Here is a 14,567-nt window from a genome sequence, read left to right as displayed (position 1 = left end):
ACGCAGGTCGACGCGGTTGCGGATCGAGTCGATGAACGGCACGACGATGTTGAGGCCCGCGTTGAGGGTGCGGGTGTAGCGGCCGAAGCGCTCGAAGTGTTACCGGGAGAGCCTGTCATCGGCCGACCTGCCCGTGCTGTCAGCCGACCCGCCGGGCCAGCACCTGTCCCGGCCAGCTCCCGGACAGGAAACGGTCGGTAGGGGTGAAGCCGTTGCGTTCGTAGAACGCCACCAGTTCGCCCCCGCCGCCGGCCCAGCAGTCGACCCGCAGCAGTTGCACACCGGCCCGCCGGGTCTCCTCGGCGGCATGGGCCAACAGCGCCGCCCCGATGCCCAGACCGGCGTGCCGCCGGTCGGACACCAGCAGCCGGACGTACCGCTCGGGTTCCCCGACCGACGCGATCGGCACCTTCGGGTCGGGACCCGAGCCCAGCACCAGGGCTCCGACAGGTGCTCCGTTCAACTCCGCGATGTAAGGGGCGTTCTCGGTGGTGTATCCCTCGACGCGCGCCACCCCGCCGGGTATCTGCGAATACGGTGTCGTGCCCCACTGCTCGGTGTTTCCGCGCTCGTTCATCCACGCCACCGCGGAGTCGAGCATGTCCAGAATGGCGGGTGCGTCGGCCAGGCTGCCTGGTCTGATCCGTATGCCATGCGTGGTGTCGGTCACGGCGGAAGCATAGGTGCTGTCGGTCGGATCATGGACTTCCGCAGTTGGGCACGCACGGCAGCCTGGACGGGGTGACCCTCGTTCCGGCAGTGGAAGTCGGCGGGGTGATGATGCTGCTGTGGACGTGGACGAAGGATCGTGGTGAAGTGATCCACCAGGCTGCCCGAACCGGCGTTGCGGAGGGTGCGGCTTGCTGGTCAGGAGGCATCACGTGGATATGGGATACCGATGGCTGGTCGTCGTGGCCGCCACCGTCGCCTCAGGGATCTTCATGACCCGTCGAGGTGGCGAAGCGGTGTGGGTCTGGGCCATCGCGATGAGCGCATTCATCATCTACGCGACGGTGTGGACGCTGGCGCGCCTGCGGAACTCTCCGAGCCGTTCCAGGAAGAAGTGACCACACCGTCCCGTTCGAGCAGGCGAAGATCGGCACTCCATGGCGTGACCACTGTCACGGCTGCCGCGATCCGGCTGTGGCTCCGCTCATGATCCGCGCGTGGGAGTGACTGTCACTGCTGACCTATACGCTGCGAGCAATCTATGATCAGCTGACCGGAAGCCATGATGACCAGCACCTCCAGACCGACGGTCGAAGCGATACTCGCCGTTCTTCCCGAACTCGCTCCCCACGCGCGCGAGGCGGTCATATTCCATCCCAAGCGCGCGGAGCCGGACTGCCGGGACAGTTCCATCGGCGGACCACTGCTATGGCCGAGTGGCGAACCGTGGCCCGAATGCTCCTTGCCCGACGAGAACAGCTCAGCCGGCGTGCCTGCCACGGCCATGGTGCCGGTCGCGCAGATCTTCCGTCACGACGCGCCGGGGCCCTGGTGGCCCGCTGGCATCGACCTCTTGCAGATCCTTTGGTGTCCCAATGAACACTGGGATCCGCCGGCCCCGCAGGCCGATGTCAGCCCTGTGCTTGAGGTGCGATGGCGTCGGGCCGCTGACGTGATCAACCCATTGACGACTCCGCCGCCGCCCTCGCGGTATGAGGAGGACGGCTACCTGCCGCAGGCGTGCGCCATCACCGCCGAGCACGTGACCGACTTCCCTTTCCGTGAGGAGCTGCCGGCAGAGCTCCGTCCGAGGCTTGAGGAACTGGTCCGCGAGACAGGCGACGGCGGTGACGTCATCACCCGCCTCGCCGGCTGGAAACTCGGTGGCTGGCCAACATGGCACCTGAACCACCCCACAGTCTTTGCCTGCGGTGACTGCGGCACGGCAATGACACTCCTGTTCACCGTGGCCAGCGACGACGAGACAGGGGTTGTCGTCGGCCGGTGGGGAGACTTGCGCATTTTCACCTGCCCCGCCGACTACCGTCACGCGTTCCAAGTAGACCTGCACTGACCTGCACTGACCTGTACTGATCTGTACTGACCTGAGGCTCAACCCCCGCGACCCGTCCGCGATCGGGCGGGATGGGCAGCTGAATCCGGAGATGTCGATATCGACGGTCACGCCGGGGTTCGCATCCCTGCGAGCGTGACGCCGACGAGCCGGTGGACGGCGGCTTCCGAGGGCAGATCGGCGGCGGCTGTGAGGGAGTGGAGGCAGTAGGTGGCGAGTTCTCGGGGGGCGATGTCGTCCCGGAGTGCTTGGGCGGCGGCGGCTTGCGCAATCACATCTTCGAAGAGCCGGCTGAGGTGGCGCTGGGCCTCGACGATCGCTTCGCCGCGGTGGAGCAGCGCCGAAAGTTCCTCTGTGCCCTGGCTGCGTCGGCGGTAGGAGATGAGCGCGTAGTGCTCGAGGACCGCCCGAACCCGATCGCCGGGGTCGGGAAGGCTCTCTCGGAGTTGGTGGAGCTGTTCGATGTGGCTCGCGATATGGCGTTCGTGGAATGCGCTCAGGATCGACTCGACGTCGGGGAAGTACTTGTAGAGCGTGGCCCGGCCGATGCCGACCTTCTCGGCGATCTGCGACATGGTCACCGACATGGGTCCCTGCTCGGAGGCCAGTGACCAGGTGGTGCGCAGGATCGCTTCGCGCACCGCGTTGCGATGCTCCTCGATCGTCTCGTTCCACAGCTTCGGCACCGCGTCATTGTACGCCGCGCCGCTGGTGTGACGATCTGACTTGACACCGACGGTCTGTATCGCAAAAGTTGTGACTGTCGGCATCGGCCCCGATTGCCGGACGGGCAATCGCGTCGTGAGCGTTGCCGGGCAGCCAAGACGGAAAGGGCGTCGCCATGACACAGCCGCATTCCCATGCCGGGGCTTCTGCCGGGGCCTCGGGGGCACTGGAAGAGCTGTACAGCAGCAGGCCGCCGTGGGACATCGGCCGGCCCCAGCCGGCGCTTCAGGCACTCGCTGACGCCGGGGCCATCCGGGGCCGGGTGCTGGACGTCGGCTGTGGCACTGGCGAGCACACTCTGCTCGCGGCTGGTCTGGGGCTTGACGCCACCGGCATCGACCTCGCTACAAACGCACTGCACACCGCGCAGGGCAAGGCAAGGTCGCGCGGGCTGACCGCCCGCTTCCTGCGCCACGACGCCCGAGAGCCGGCAGGCCTTTCAGGTTTCTTCGACACCGTGCTCGACTCCCTGGTCTTCCACAGCTTCACCAGCGAGGACCGTGCCACCTACCTCCGCGGCCTGCGCACCGTACTGAGGCCGGGCGGCCGCTATTTCATGCTCGGCTTCAGCGACCGGCAGCCGGGCGAGCTGGGACGCCCGCACAAGCTCACAGCACAGGAGATCCGTCTTGCTTTCGCCGAGGGATGGCGCATCGACTCCATCGAACCGGCCACCATCGCCTCGACCCGCCACCCCGACGGCCTCCAGGGCTGGTTGGTCTCCGCCACCATGACCGGGTCCTCCGAGGCTGACGATGCCCACCCTGCGGCACTGACCGAGGAAGCGGCCCGCGACCTGGGCAGCGACATGCTGACCGCACAAGCCCACATCCCAACCGACCGGGCGAGCCGGTACCTCGTCCAACTCTGCCGACACGGCAGCCAGATGACCGGAATCCCCGGCCACCGGCCGCGCGCCCACACAGCCGGCGGGGCTCCTCCCCGGATCCGGCACGTGGAATGGTCCGACACCTGCGGCGTCCTCGACTTCGGCTTCGGACAGTGCGCTCTGGAAGCCAGTCCCGAAGGGCTGACACTCCGCGCCCGGGCCGACGATGAGGAACACCTGCGGCGCATCCAGGACGGCATCGCCTCACGCATCGAGAAGATCGGCAGACGCGACAACCTGCATGTGGCCTGGCATCGTTCCCAGGCTCCGGTGACAGCACCCGATGACGCCCCCGGCGTGGCGGGCGGGCCTTCCGCCGCACGGTCACCCATCCGCGCCCACGGCAAGACGGTCGCCTTGTCCGCCGTGGCCCTGCTGGTCCTGGCCGTGCACCTCGGAGCCGGCCGCGCCTTGGCGGACTCCTCGTGGTCAAGCTGGGCGCTCGTCACCATCCTCGGCACTGTCGCGGTCAAGGCCGCTGTCATGACGACCGTGGTCATCCGCCGCAGCAAGACCGCCCGAGCACGCCGCTGAAGCCAGACGAGGCGCTCGGCCGAGGGTGCCCTGAGTGCCCCGGGTGCCCCGAGTGCCCCGTGCCGCGATGAGTTTCCGCCGGGTCGGGAGTCTGTTCTGGTGACCGTTGTAGGGCGTCGTAGGACGCTGCCCAGCATGAGACACCACGGAGGACACCATGACGACCACGCCGAACGACCCCACCACCGCGCTGCCCGGCCGCCCGCCCGTCGTCGACCTGGCCACCTGGCAGGCCGCACGTGACGAGCTTCTGGTCCGGGAGAAGGCCCACACCCGCGAGGGCGACGCCCTCGCCGCGGCCCGCCGCCGACTGCCGATGGCGGAGCTCGACGGGACGGTCGAGGTCGTCGGACCCGACGGCCCGGTCCCGTTCCTGGACCTGTTCCAGGGCCGCGACGAGCTCGTGGTCTACAAGCACATGTGGTACGACGGCGCTCCGCACCAGGGGCAGTGCGAGGGCTGCACGACCACGGCCTGGCACCTGAAAGACGCCGCTTACCTCAACGCCCGCGGCGTCTCGTTCGCCGTCCTGACCACGGGCCGGTGGGACGAGGTGGCCTCCTACGTCGCGTTCATGGGCTACACCCAGCCCTGGTACTCCGTGCGCGGCGTGGAGGGGCCGGTCGGCGGCGACATGGGTTACCTCACCTGTTTCCTTCGGGAGGGCGACCGCGTGTTCCTCACCTACTCCACGACGGGCCGTGGCAACGAGCGGGTCAACGGGTCCCTGGGCCTGCTCGACATGACGCCCTACGGCCGCGGCGAGGCATGGGAGGACAACCCCCAGGGCTGGCCCGAAGGCGGCAGCCCGTGCTGGTCCTGGCGTTCGGACGCGGACGGGAACGCGACCTGGGGCCCGACCAGCCGCCCCGTGCCCCAGTGGACCCGCCCCGGCGCGACCCCCGTAGAGACCCTCGGCCGGCACAGCCACCACCACTGACCCGCCTACGCCGACGGCGCGGGCTATTCCTGATCCCACAGCCGCAGGGAGTCGTTCAGGAAGCGCTGGCCCTCGGGCGACAGGGCCCATTGCCCCATCGGGTTCCCGGCCTCGTACGCCGCGCCCGGGTGTGCGGTCAGCCATGTCCGCCATCTGTTCAGATCGCTGCCCTGGTACAGGTTGACGAGCACCGGGACGTTGTTCCGGATGGGCTCGCGGTCCGGGTTCTCCTCGGTCACCTTGGAGTAGGCCCCGAGGATCGCGGCTATATACCTGATCGACCCGTCCGAGGTGCGCAGAATCTCCCGACGGCCGTCCTCTCCTTGGCGGGGAAGGTATCCCTCGGCCTCGATCTGTTTGACGATCTCGGATTCGATGTGCACCTTTCCGGGTCCGGCCGACAGGTGATAGTCGAGCGGCGGCCGAGCGGGAAGCCCGTCCCTGACGTCCTGCCACCAGCGGTCCTTGTTCTTCAGTGCTTCCCACGCGATGGCGCCGACGATGGCCCTCGGGTCGATGTTCCACCTGCGCGCCTCTTGAAGAATGGTGTCCTTGTGCAGCTCGATCCAGCTCAGCACGGCGAGTTCGTCGCGGGAGTAGGGCTTGCCGTTGCGGTCCACGCCCTGAGGGGCCACGGACGGGTAGGGCAGGGCGTTCGCGCCTCTGAGCTCCCAGGAAAGATCCGCGCCCGTAGGCGCCTCGGCGCCGCGTGGCCACGACGGATGCGCTGCGTAGACCTTGTCCAGAAGCATGCCGAGGCCGGAGAGCCGTGCCCCATCGGTCCCCTTGATCCGCAACAACTCGGGATCGTCCAAGTTGTAGGCGAACTGGGCGGCTGCCGCCCGGTTGGCCAGCAGCGCCTTCAAAAACGCGATCTGGTCGTCCGGTGGGACGCCGTGGTCGTGCTTCTCCCACGGGAACGGCAGTTTCCACGGAAGCGGCAGCTCGGGGATCATTCCGGGCTGGTCCCAGCCGAGCTGCCGGGTGACCTTGTCGGCGGTCTCCTTGGTGACCGCACCGCTGGCGAACGCGCTCACCAGCGCCTTGATTCCGGTCGGGTCGGACATCAGCCGCCTGATCTGCTCGCTGTTCAGCCCGTTGTAGAAACCGGCGTTGAAGTAGGGATCGTTGGCGTGTGCGCGGAGCTCCGCCACAATCGGCCCGAGGCCGTCGGCCTGCTCCATGCGCCTCGCCAGCGCGGCCCCGGCCTCCGTCGAGCGCGACTGTTGCGCGTACTGGGTCTGCAGTCGCTGAAAGGCGGCGTTGACGTCCTGGTCGGAGGCGGAGACCAACTTCGCGGGCGTACCCGCCGTGGGGCCGCCTGCCTCCTGGAACGCCCGGCCGACCGTGCTCACGTCCCGGTCCGTGTAGAAGGCGGCGGCGATCCACTTCGCCACGGACGAGTCCAGCGACGATGGTGGCGCGACGCCGCTCTTCTCGACGTCCCGCAGCGCGGACGACAGGTACGCGCTCACCCACTGCTGAAACTGCTCCGCCCCCCGCGTGCAGGCCGCGGAATACGCGAAGAGTTTCTCCGGAATCGCCGACACCTTGGCCATGGTCAGCCCGACCTCCTAGATCCTGGGCTTCTGCTGCGCATGCTGTGCATGGGCCTGTGTGGTGGCATGGTCCACGTGCGCCTTGAGCCGTGTGGCTTCTTCCCTGAGGTGGATCAGGGCCGCTCGCTGGCGGGCGAGGTCATGCTCGTAGCGAGTGCGTTTCGCGCCCTGCCAGTTGGCGCTGCTCGGAGTGGACAGGAGCGCCTTGCGCTGGCCGTTGCGCAACCACAGAAACCAGTCGATCTTCTCGATGAACTGCTTCAGCACCCAGCTCAACCGATCGGCGGCCTGATAGTCGAACTCGGGCGGCATCGGTCACTCCCCCTATGTGGATCCCACTCAGGATTTTCAGGCCCGCACCTCCAGGTGTCATTGACTTCAAGCGCAAAGTTCTTGATCCTCCGTGCACTTCACTGGTACATCGGCGTCATCAGGTCGAGGCGCTCCGCGTATTCGGACCGGCCGAGGTCTCGGTACGCTCGCGCCCACAACGGCTTGAGATCGGCGAAGTGGCCGCTCGGTGCGTTGACGAAGATGTCCTTGAGCCCGAGCAACGCGGTCGCCGGGTGTCCGGTGTCGAGCAGGCGTTCAGCGTCGGCCAGCGCTGGTTCGAGCGACGACTCCCACGAGCTGATGTAGACCACCGGCTCCCGATCGTTGTAGGCGTCGGCTGGGGCGAGCACGCCGATGCCGTCCGCGCCGGGCTCGTGCCGCCAACCCTCCGGTACGTCAAACACGATGTTGAACTCGGTGTCCTCCATGACGGCCGTGCCTTTCCACCGTGAACCGGGAAAGGTCCGATCCGGGTCCGGGTGTACGCGGAGTTCGGCGGCCAGCCGGTCAACAAGTCTCCGGTCTTTGGCGCGGGCGTTGATGCGCCGCTGGCTTTGGGCAAGCCACACATCTGGGTCGCGACCCGCCGGGGGCTCCGGGACCGGGTTCTGGCGCCACCGTCGTAGGGCCCACGACAGCATGAAATGCAAGCCGGTACGGGTGTCCGCACCGATCAGGGTCACGCCGTGTTCATGGCCGCTGGCCAGAGCGACCGGATGGTCCAGCCTCCTGAGTTCCGGCGCGGGTACCAGCCAGCCGATCTTGCCGCCGTCGCCGAGGGAGCCGAAGGACACGAACTCGGGCGTGGCGTAGTGGGGCAGCGACGGCTGCCGACGCTGGTTGTCGAATTCCGGGTAGCCGTCGCAGCCATCGGGCGGGCGGGGAATCGTGGCCAGGTCGAACATGAAGTCGTAGTGGGTTTCCAGCAGGGTGTAATCGTAACTTTCGTTTTCCTGGTAGAAGTCGTACGCGTCCTGCCAGGCGATGTCGATCAGTGTGCGGAGCGCGGGCGGAGTGGGGAACGGAAAGAGGTCGTCAACCCATGGCGGCGGTGTCGAATCGGTCACGGCACCCGAGGATACTGACGAACATCGGCCGCCCGAAGTGGCCCCCATGCGTACGGTTTTGCCGTGGTCCGGCCGCCGAACGCAGCGGTGACGCTGCCTCTCATGGCCGTGTGCCGTTCCCGAACCCCGTCCACCGCAGTTCGGTCGGCAGGTGGCCCATGTCGTTGTACAGCAGGACCGTCGGCGCCATTCCGTCGCGGTATTCGATCGCGGTCAGTGCCGTGTTCCCACAGTTCAGCCCCAGCCATCGCACCGGTGGAGCGTCGAGTGCGTGCCGGATGAGCCAGGCCACCTGATAGGCATGGGTGACCAGGACCTCGTGAGTCTCGGATGCGGCGGGGCGCGCGAACCTGTCGGTGAGGGCATCGGCGAGACGTGCTCCCGCCGCGGCCTCCTCGGCGTCGTACCCGTCGAAGAACGCCGCCCACGCCGGTGGCGCGTCGTCCGGTACGTGCGGTACGTGATCGATCAGCTCGGCCGCTTCCCGCACGCCGGCGTTCGGGAGGTGCCTGCCGACGATCCGCGCGCACCGCACCGCCCGGGGGAGGGGGGAATGCCACACCGCGTCGATCGGAAGCGCGGCCAGGCGCCGCCCGAGCAGTTCCGACTGCCGCTGCCCGATGTCGGTCAGCTCGCCGAACGGGTCCGCCGCTCCGTGCCGTACCAGATACACGTGCCGAGTCGGCATCGCCGATCTCCTTTCAGAGTTGCCTTGTCATCGGGTGGTTGAGGACCGCAGTGCGGCATGGGCCGCTTCGAGCCGCTGGGATTCCTCGCGTGGGGAGTGGTCCCCCGAGGTGTTGTCGGCCCATGCCAGCAGTCGGCGGAGGTGCTCGTCGGCCGCGTTCGCGACGATGCGGGGGCGGCCGAGGGCGACCTCGCCACTCGTCCCGTCGACGGTGATGAGGGTGCCGTCGCCGATGGTGCGCCCGCCGGCCGTGACGGTGCCGTTGCCGGCATCGACGGTCAGGTCGGCGACGCCCACGACTGCGGGCCTTTCCATGGCTCGTGCGATGACCGCGGCGTGGCTGGCCGGCCCGCCGCGAGCGGTGACGATCCCCGTGGCGGCGGCGAGGCCGTGCATGTCATGGGGAGAGGTCTCCGGGCGCACCAGGATGACCGGGGCACCTTGGGCCATGCGTACCGCTCGGTCCGCCGTGGTCGCCACCTGGCCGACCGCGACACCGGGGCAGGCGCCGAGGCCCCGGGCGAAGACGTCGGCCTCCTCGGATGACGCGATGCGTGGCGTGCGGACCTGACGGAGATGGCTTGGGGAGATCCTGAGCAGCGCTTCGTGCCGTTCGATGACCCGCTCGTCGGCGAGTTCGGTGGCCACGCGCACCGCGGCACCTCCGACGAACCGGCCGGGCCGGACCTGGAGGATCCACAACTCGCTGGCCTGGAAGGTGAATTCGACGTAGCAGGCGTCACGGAAGTGTCCTTCGATCCGGCTCAGGGCATCGAGCAGCTCCGCCCACACCGCCGGCTCCCGCCCGGCGAGTTCGCGCAGCGGCCGGGTCGTCGATCTGCCGGAGACGACGTCCTCTCCTTGGTGCCCGAACAGGACTTCGCCGAAAGGGATGTTCTCACCGGTGTTGGGATCGCGGCTGAACGCGACTCCGGTGCCGCTGTGGTCGTCGCGGTTCCCGAACACCATCGTCTGGACGATCACGGCCGTTCCGAGGTCGTGCGGGATGTCGTGCAACGCGCGGTAGGTTCGGGCGCGTGGCGTGTCCCAGGACGAGAACACGGCCTCGACCGCCCACGCCAGCTGACGGGCCGCGTCGTCGGGGACAGGCTGTCCGCACCGTTTCCGAACGAATTCCTCGACTGCCTTCATCGCATCGGCGAGGCGTGTTTCCTCGTCCGTGGTCCCTCGCCCGGGATCTTCTCCGTGGATGGCTCTCACATCGTCCGCGTCCGCGTTCGTGACCGCGGAGGCGAAGCTCGACAGGAAGCGCAGCCGCGAGTTCAGTGCGAACGGCCGGTCGCCCGTCTCGACGGCAAGGCCCGCGGTGGCTCCGGTCGTGAGGCCGAGGTTGAGGATCGTGCTCATCATGCCGGGCATCGATACACCGGCCCCGGAGCGCACGGAGACCGCCAGCGGTCTCCTGGGTCCGCCGAAGGCGCGCCCGGTGGTGAGTTCGAGGTCGGCGATGGCCGTCGCGAGTTCGTCGTCGAGTCCGTCGGGCAGACGTCCGTCCCGTAGGAAGACACGGCATGCCCGCGTGGTGATGACGAACCCGGCCGGCACCGGCAACCCGAGGCGGTGCAGGAGGACCAGGCCGAGTGCCTTGCCACCCAGTGTCTCCGCCGCCTCCTCGACCTGGGCGGAGATCGTGCGAATCCATCTCATCGCCGCATCCCGAGGGTGGCGAGCAGGTCTTCGTGCAGCTCCGCCCATACGGTGTGGTACGAGGCGGTGCTGTCGGTCACGTACTCCAGCGCGCCGGAGGCGGCGCCATCGAGGGCTCCGGCGAGACGGTCGCGGTAACGGCCGAATCGCAGCAGTGCCGCGGACAGCTCGGCACAGACGGGGGCGGCGCGTCGGTCGAGATCGGCGAATCGGTCGAGGACCCGGGAGTCGTAGGCGGGGTCGCTGTGGTCGTTGGCGTTCACGATGCCGTCGACGGTGCGAAGTTGCCATGCCGCGCAGAGGTCGAGCAGCTCCGGGTTGAGTACGAGAAACCGGTCGAATGCCGCCTCAACGGCTCCGCGGGCGTTGGCCGAGGTGAGTTCGTCGGTGATGCGCTCGGCGTCGGCGGCGCGGCCGGTGTCCGTGAGCAGCCAGCAGGGCATGTCGCCGGATATCCGTGTGACGAGGCCCTGGGCCCCGAGATCGATGAGCTCGGACTCGATGTCGGACTCGTCGAGTCCCGTAACCCCATGGAGGCGGGTGGAGCTGGCGGCCCCGGCACAGCGCAGGGCATGCAGCACCAACAGGTTGGCGTTTGTCGCGTGAGTTTCGGACCGGGTCATGTCGTGTCCCCTGGGTGTGCGGTTCGGTTCGTGGGAAGGCTGCCGGTGGCTCGCGGCGCGAATTGAGTGGTCTTCCGGCCGTCGCCTGGCCCCGACGGTCGGGATGTCGGCGGTTCGCGGTGTTGCTGCGCCTTGGCTGGGTGCCGTCGGTCGGCATCGAACCCCTTGCCACCCATATTCAACCTTCCGATGTTCATGTTTTCTGGATGACATCATCATCTGGATGCTGTTTGTATCATGACACGGGAGCGGAAGGGGACACGATGGCGAGACTGACGCGCGCCCAGCAGCAGGAGCGGACCCGCGCGGCGGTGCTGGTCGCGGCGCGGGAGGAGTTCGCCGAGCACGGCTACGCCGAGGCCAAGGTCGACCGGATCGCCGAGCGAGCCGAACTGACCAGAGGAGCGGTCTACTCCAACTTCACCGGCAAGCGCGCGCTCTACCTCGCGGTGCTTGCCGACGCCGCCGAACGGGCCAGGGCCCGCGCTGAACCGCCGGTGGAATCGCCCGCCTCCGTCGGGCGAGCGCTCGGCGCCTTCGCCCGGGTCTGGCTCGAACGACTGCCCCTCGCCGGCGACACACCAGGAAGCGGGCATCTCCAGTTGCGTTCGCTGTCCGGAGTGCTCGACACCGAGCCGGCCAGGACCGCGCTGGCCGAACTCGTCCGGTTCGAAGCCCTGCTGCTCGCCCTGGCACTCGAGTCGCGCCCCGCGGCGCGCGGCAGGATGGTGCGACCGGCCCAGCTGGCGCTGACCCTCCTCCACGGAGCGGCCGGTCTCGCGGAGAACGCCCCCGGAGTCGGTGACCCGTTCGACCTGGCGCGCGCGGCCGAGCACCTGGCCGACATCGCCCTCAACGACGACGCGGAGCCACCGCACCTGCCCTTCATCGCCGGGGCACAGCCGGCGGAAGACCCGTGGGCGGCGCCCCGAGGCCTCGCCGACGAGATCACCGGCCGTGCGGTCGACCTCGCCGACGACGGCGTGGTCGTCGTGCTGGGCGTGAGCCGTCTGTCCGCGGCCGAGGAGGCGGTCCGCTCGGCCCGGCCAGGGGACGCGGTGACGATCGTCGTCGCCACGAGCGACCCGGCCGAGACAGGTCGACTGGCCCGCCTCCGTATCGTCGATCTCGTCGCCTGCCTGCGCCGGGTGTTCGCAGCCGAGGAACTACCGCGGCCGCGCATCGTCTTCGACGACGCTGGCACGGTTCCCGCGGCCCTCGGCCGGACCTCGGTCGACGACCTCACCGAGGTCGCGATCCGGGTGCGCGACGGGCTGATCGTGGCACACGCGGACGGCCACGGCGCCGGCCACGCCGTGGCCGACAGCGGCGCCACCACACCGTGGCCGCGGCACGACGGCGGCGAGCCGGAGAGACCTGCGGACGAGGCCTGAATGACCCGATTCCGGGAGCGGCGGGTCCCGGTGACCGCACAATGGGTCCCGTGGCCCATGTTCCGATCGCTCGTCATCTGCTCCGCGCCAGGGATCTCGCGGACGCCCACTACTCCGAGGCACTCACTGTGGCCGGCATGGCCGCGGCTGCCGCGCTGTCCCCGGCCCATTTCAGCCGCTGCTTCAAGGCCGCGTTCGGCGAGTCGCCGCACCAGTACCTGCTGACCCGTCGCCTGGAGCGGGCCGCGGCCCTGCTGCTTGCGACCGACTGGACGGTGGCCGAGATCGGCGTCGCCGTCGGTGTGCGGAGCATCGGTTCGTTCACGACGAGTTTCCGCAGGATGTACGGGATGACTCCGCAGGCGTACCGTGCGGCGCATCCGCCCGCCGCTCGGCATGTCCGCGTCCCCCGCTGTGTGGCGATGGCCTACGGCCGGCCACGGAACCGCACGTTTCGAGAAGACACGGCGTTGCCGGCTGCTTAGCGTCGTTCCAGGCAATCGAGCGAGGAGCGGCCATGACGACGATCAAGATCGCGAATGCGCAGTTCTGGGTGCACGACCAGGACGAGGCGCTTGACTTCTACACCAGGAAGCTCGGCTGGGAGGTCCGGGCGGATGTGACGATGGAGGCATGGAGCTTCCGGTGGCTGTGTGTCGCCCCGCCCGGCGGGGACGGTCCGGCGCTGGTGCTGATGCCAGTACCGGGGCAGCCGATGCTGGATGAGACGAGCAGCGCCCAGCTGTCGGATCTGGTCGCCAAGGGTGCGGGCGGCACGCTGTTCCTGGAGACCGACGACTGCCAGGCCGCGTATGACGAGCTGTCCGCCCGTGGTGTCGAGTTCAACGACCCGCCGACGGCGCAGCCGTACGGGATCGACACGTCGTTCCGGGACCCGTCGGGCAACAACATCCGGCTCACACAGGTGCTGGAGTTCGATCCGGAACGGCACTGAGCTCCCCAGCCCAACACCCCCCGGGAGCCCGCCGGACGGGCCCTGCAAGACGTCCTGACCGCCTGAAGTCAGCTCCACGGCGTCCTCCGTCACTGCCGTCACATCGGCGGCCTCTGGAGGCTCATCCCGGTGAGTCTTGACGATGGGATGGTGTGACTGGTGAACGAGAGCGAGTGGCTGGCCGAGCGCTTCGAGCGGGAGCGCCCGCGGCTGCGTGCGGTGGCATATCGGATGCTGGGTTCGGTGACTGAGGCCGACGACGCGGTGCAGGACGCCTGGCTTCGGCTGAGCCGGTCCGATGAGGAGCAGATTGACAACCTCAGCGGATGGCTGACCACCGTCGTCGCGCGGGAGTGCCTGCACCAGTTGCGGTCCCGACGGCGCCGCCGGGAAGACCCGCTGGTCGAGCACCTGCCCGACCCGGTCGTCCGGGCCGGAGACCCCGACCCCGAGCAGGAGGCACTGCTGGCCGACGCGGTGGGCCTGGCGCTGCTTGTCGTACTCGAACGGCTCACCCCGGCAGAACGGTTGGCGTTCGTGCTGCACGACATGTTCGGCCTGCCCTTCGACGAGATCGCCCACATCATCGACCGAAACCCCACGGCAGCACGGAAGCTCGCCAGCCGAGCGCGGCGCAGGGTCAGCGGCGCGGAGATCCCCCGGCCCGACCGGGATCTCGCGCGCCAGCGGAAGGTGGTCAACGCGTTCTACGCGGCGGCGCGGACGGCGGATCTCGACGCACTCATCCAGGTCCTCGCCCCCGATGTCATGCAGCGTACCGAGTTCGGTGCCACCCGGCCGCCGAGCGTCGTCCGCGGTGCGGCGGCGGTGGCCGAGCAAGTCCGTGCGCCCCACGGTGGCGAACTGCGCTCCGTCCTGGTCAACGGCACGGTCGGCGCGCTGGTCACCCGGGATGGACAACCGTACTCCGTCATCGCCTTCACCGTCACCGGCGACAAGATCGCCAGGATCGACGTGATCCGCAACGCCGACCGCGTCCGCATCCTCGCGTCCAGCGTCCTCGGCCAGGCCGAGTGAGCGGTCCGGCCCGGGGGGGGGGGGGCCCCCGGGGGGGGCCCACCCCAGACATTGTGGGGCGGGGGAGGGCTAGCCCGGCCCCCCCACCCGCCCGGCGCGAGAGGGGTGTGGGCTGCAGAGCGGGGTAACG

At 68.9% G+C, this 14,567-nt stretch carries 16 protein-coding genes and 1 pseudogene; 8 read left to right on the top strand and 9 right to left on the bottom strand.

Going from position 1 to position 14,567, the window contains the following annotated elements; all coding sequences use genetic code 11:
* Positions 1–93 (bottom strand): annotated as a pseudogene (locus tag ACFV2X_RS54215) (SPFH/Band 7/PHB domain protein); the annotation flags it as partial.
* Positions 94–139: 46 nt separating this feature from the next.
* On the bottom strand, positions 140–670 hold the full coding sequence (locus ACFV2X_RS54210; protein ID WP_385631408.1) for a GNAT family N-acetyltransferase: 531 nt from the start codon (positions 668–670) through the stop codon (positions 140–142).
* A 211-nt stretch (positions 671–881) separates the two neighbouring features.
* On the opposite strand from ACFV2X_RS54210, the gene ACFV2X_RS54205 reads away from it, so the two are divergent.
* Positions 882–1,067 (top strand): hypothetical protein, encoded by a 186-nt coding sequence (locus ACFV2X_RS54205; RefSeq protein WP_385631406.1) that lies wholly within the window; start codon positions 882–884, stop codon positions 1,065–1,067.
* 164 nt (positions 1,068–1,231) lie between these two features.
* Positions 1,232–2,023 (top strand): hypothetical protein, encoded by a 792-nt coding sequence (locus tag ACFV2X_RS54200; protein WP_385631405.1) that lies wholly within the window; start codon positions 1,232–1,234, stop codon positions 2,021–2,023.
* Positions 2,024–2,130: 107 nt separating this feature from the next.
* Here ACFV2X_RS54200 and ACFV2X_RS54195 read toward each other — a convergent pair whose 3' ends face one another.
* On the bottom strand, positions 2,131–2,709 hold the full coding sequence (locus ACFV2X_RS54195) for a TetR/AcrR family transcriptional regulator (protein WP_385631403.1): 579 nt from the start codon (positions 2,707–2,709) through the stop codon (positions 2,131–2,133).
* 155 nt (positions 2,710–2,864) lie between these two features.
* Between ACFV2X_RS54195 and ACFV2X_RS54190 the strand changes: the two genes are divergently transcribed.
* Both ACFV2X_RS54190 and ACFV2X_RS54185 read left to right on the top strand, forming a co-directional pair.
* Positions 2,865–4,172: a DUF2218 domain-containing protein gene (locus ACFV2X_RS54190; RefSeq protein WP_385631401.1), complete on the top strand. Its 1,308-nt coding sequence runs from the start codon at positions 2,865–2,867 to the stop codon at positions 4,170–4,172.
* Between the two features lie 157 nt (positions 4,173–4,329).
* Complete coding sequence (locus ACFV2X_RS54185) at positions 4,330–5,112, top strand: DUF899 domain-containing protein (RefSeq protein ID WP_385631399.1); 783 nt, start codon at positions 4,330–4,332, stop codon at positions 5,110–5,112.
* A 23-nt stretch (positions 5,113–5,135) separates the two neighbouring features.
* Here ACFV2X_RS54185 and ACFV2X_RS54180 read toward each other — a convergent pair whose 3' ends face one another.
* From ACFV2X_RS54180 to ACFV2X_RS54155, 6 genes are all read right to left on the bottom strand, one after another.
* On the bottom strand, positions 5,136–6,671 hold the full coding sequence (locus ACFV2X_RS54180; RefSeq protein WP_385631398.1) for a hypothetical protein: 1,536 nt from the start codon (positions 6,669–6,671) through the stop codon (positions 5,136–5,138).
* Between the two features lie 15 nt (positions 6,672–6,686).
* Positions 6,687–6,983 carry a hypothetical protein gene (locus ACFV2X_RS54175; RefSeq protein ID WP_385631396.1) on the bottom strand — a complete coding sequence of 99 codons (297 nt, stop codon included), beginning with the start codon at positions 6,981–6,983 and terminating at the stop codon, positions 6,687–6,689.
* Positions 6,984–7,081: 98 nt separating this feature from the next.
* Positions 7,082–8,071 carry a hypothetical protein gene (locus ACFV2X_RS54170; RefSeq protein ID WP_385631393.1) on the bottom strand — a complete coding sequence of 330 codons (990 nt, stop codon included), beginning with the start codon at positions 8,069–8,071 and terminating at the stop codon, positions 7,082–7,084.
* Between the two features lie 100 nt (positions 8,072–8,171).
* The gene (locus ACFV2X_RS54165) at positions 8,172–8,759 is read right to left on the bottom strand and encodes a histidine phosphatase family protein (RefSeq protein ID WP_385631391.1); all 588 of its coding nucleotides are present in this window, start codon (positions 8,757–8,759) and stop codon (positions 8,172–8,174) included.
* Positions 8,760–8,786: 27 nt separating this feature from the next.
* Positions 8,787–10,427: a pyruvate, phosphate dikinase gene (locus tag ACFV2X_RS54160; RefSeq protein WP_385631389.1), complete on the bottom strand. Its 1,641-nt coding sequence runs from the start codon at positions 10,425–10,427 to the stop codon at positions 8,787–8,789.
* Positions 10,424–11,050 (bottom strand): transcriptional regulator, encoded by a 627-nt coding sequence (locus ACFV2X_RS54155; protein ID WP_385631388.1) that lies wholly within the window; start codon positions 11,048–11,050, stop codon positions 10,424–10,426. Before ACFV2X_RS54155 ends, ACFV2X_RS54160 begins: the two co-directional genes overlap by 4 nt.
* Before the next feature lie 263 nt (positions 11,051–11,313).
* Here ACFV2X_RS54155 and ACFV2X_RS54150 point away from each other — a divergent pair, with 263 nt between their 5' ends.
* From ACFV2X_RS54150 to ACFV2X_RS54135, 4 genes are all read left to right on the top strand, one after another.
* Complete coding sequence (locus ACFV2X_RS54150) at positions 11,314–12,444, top strand: TetR family transcriptional regulator (protein WP_385631386.1); 1,131 nt, start codon at positions 11,314–11,316, stop codon at positions 12,442–12,444.
* 41 nt (positions 12,445–12,485) lie between these two features.
* Positions 12,486–12,929, top strand: a complete 444-nt coding sequence (locus ACFV2X_RS54145; RefSeq protein WP_385631383.1) for a helix-turn-helix transcriptional regulator — start codon at positions 12,486–12,488, stop codon at positions 12,927–12,929.
* Between the two features lie 32 nt (positions 12,930–12,961).
* Positions 12,962–13,399 (top strand): VOC family protein, encoded by a 438-nt coding sequence (locus ACFV2X_RS54140; protein ID WP_385631382.1) that lies wholly within the window; start codon positions 12,962–12,964, stop codon positions 13,397–13,399.
* 159 nt (positions 13,400–13,558) lie between these two features.
* Positions 13,559–14,437: a sigma-70 family RNA polymerase sigma factor gene (locus tag ACFV2X_RS54135; protein WP_385631380.1), complete on the top strand. Its 879-nt coding sequence runs from the start codon at positions 13,559–13,561 to the stop codon at positions 14,435–14,437.
* Positions 14,438–14,567: the final 130 nt, after the last annotated feature.

Source organism: Streptomyces sp. NPDC059679, assembly GCF_042734105.1.
Taxonomy (GTDB): Bacteria; Actinomycetota; Actinomycetes; order Streptomycetales; family Streptomycetaceae; genus Streptomyces.
This window is presented reverse-complemented; position numbering and strand designations above follow the sequence as displayed.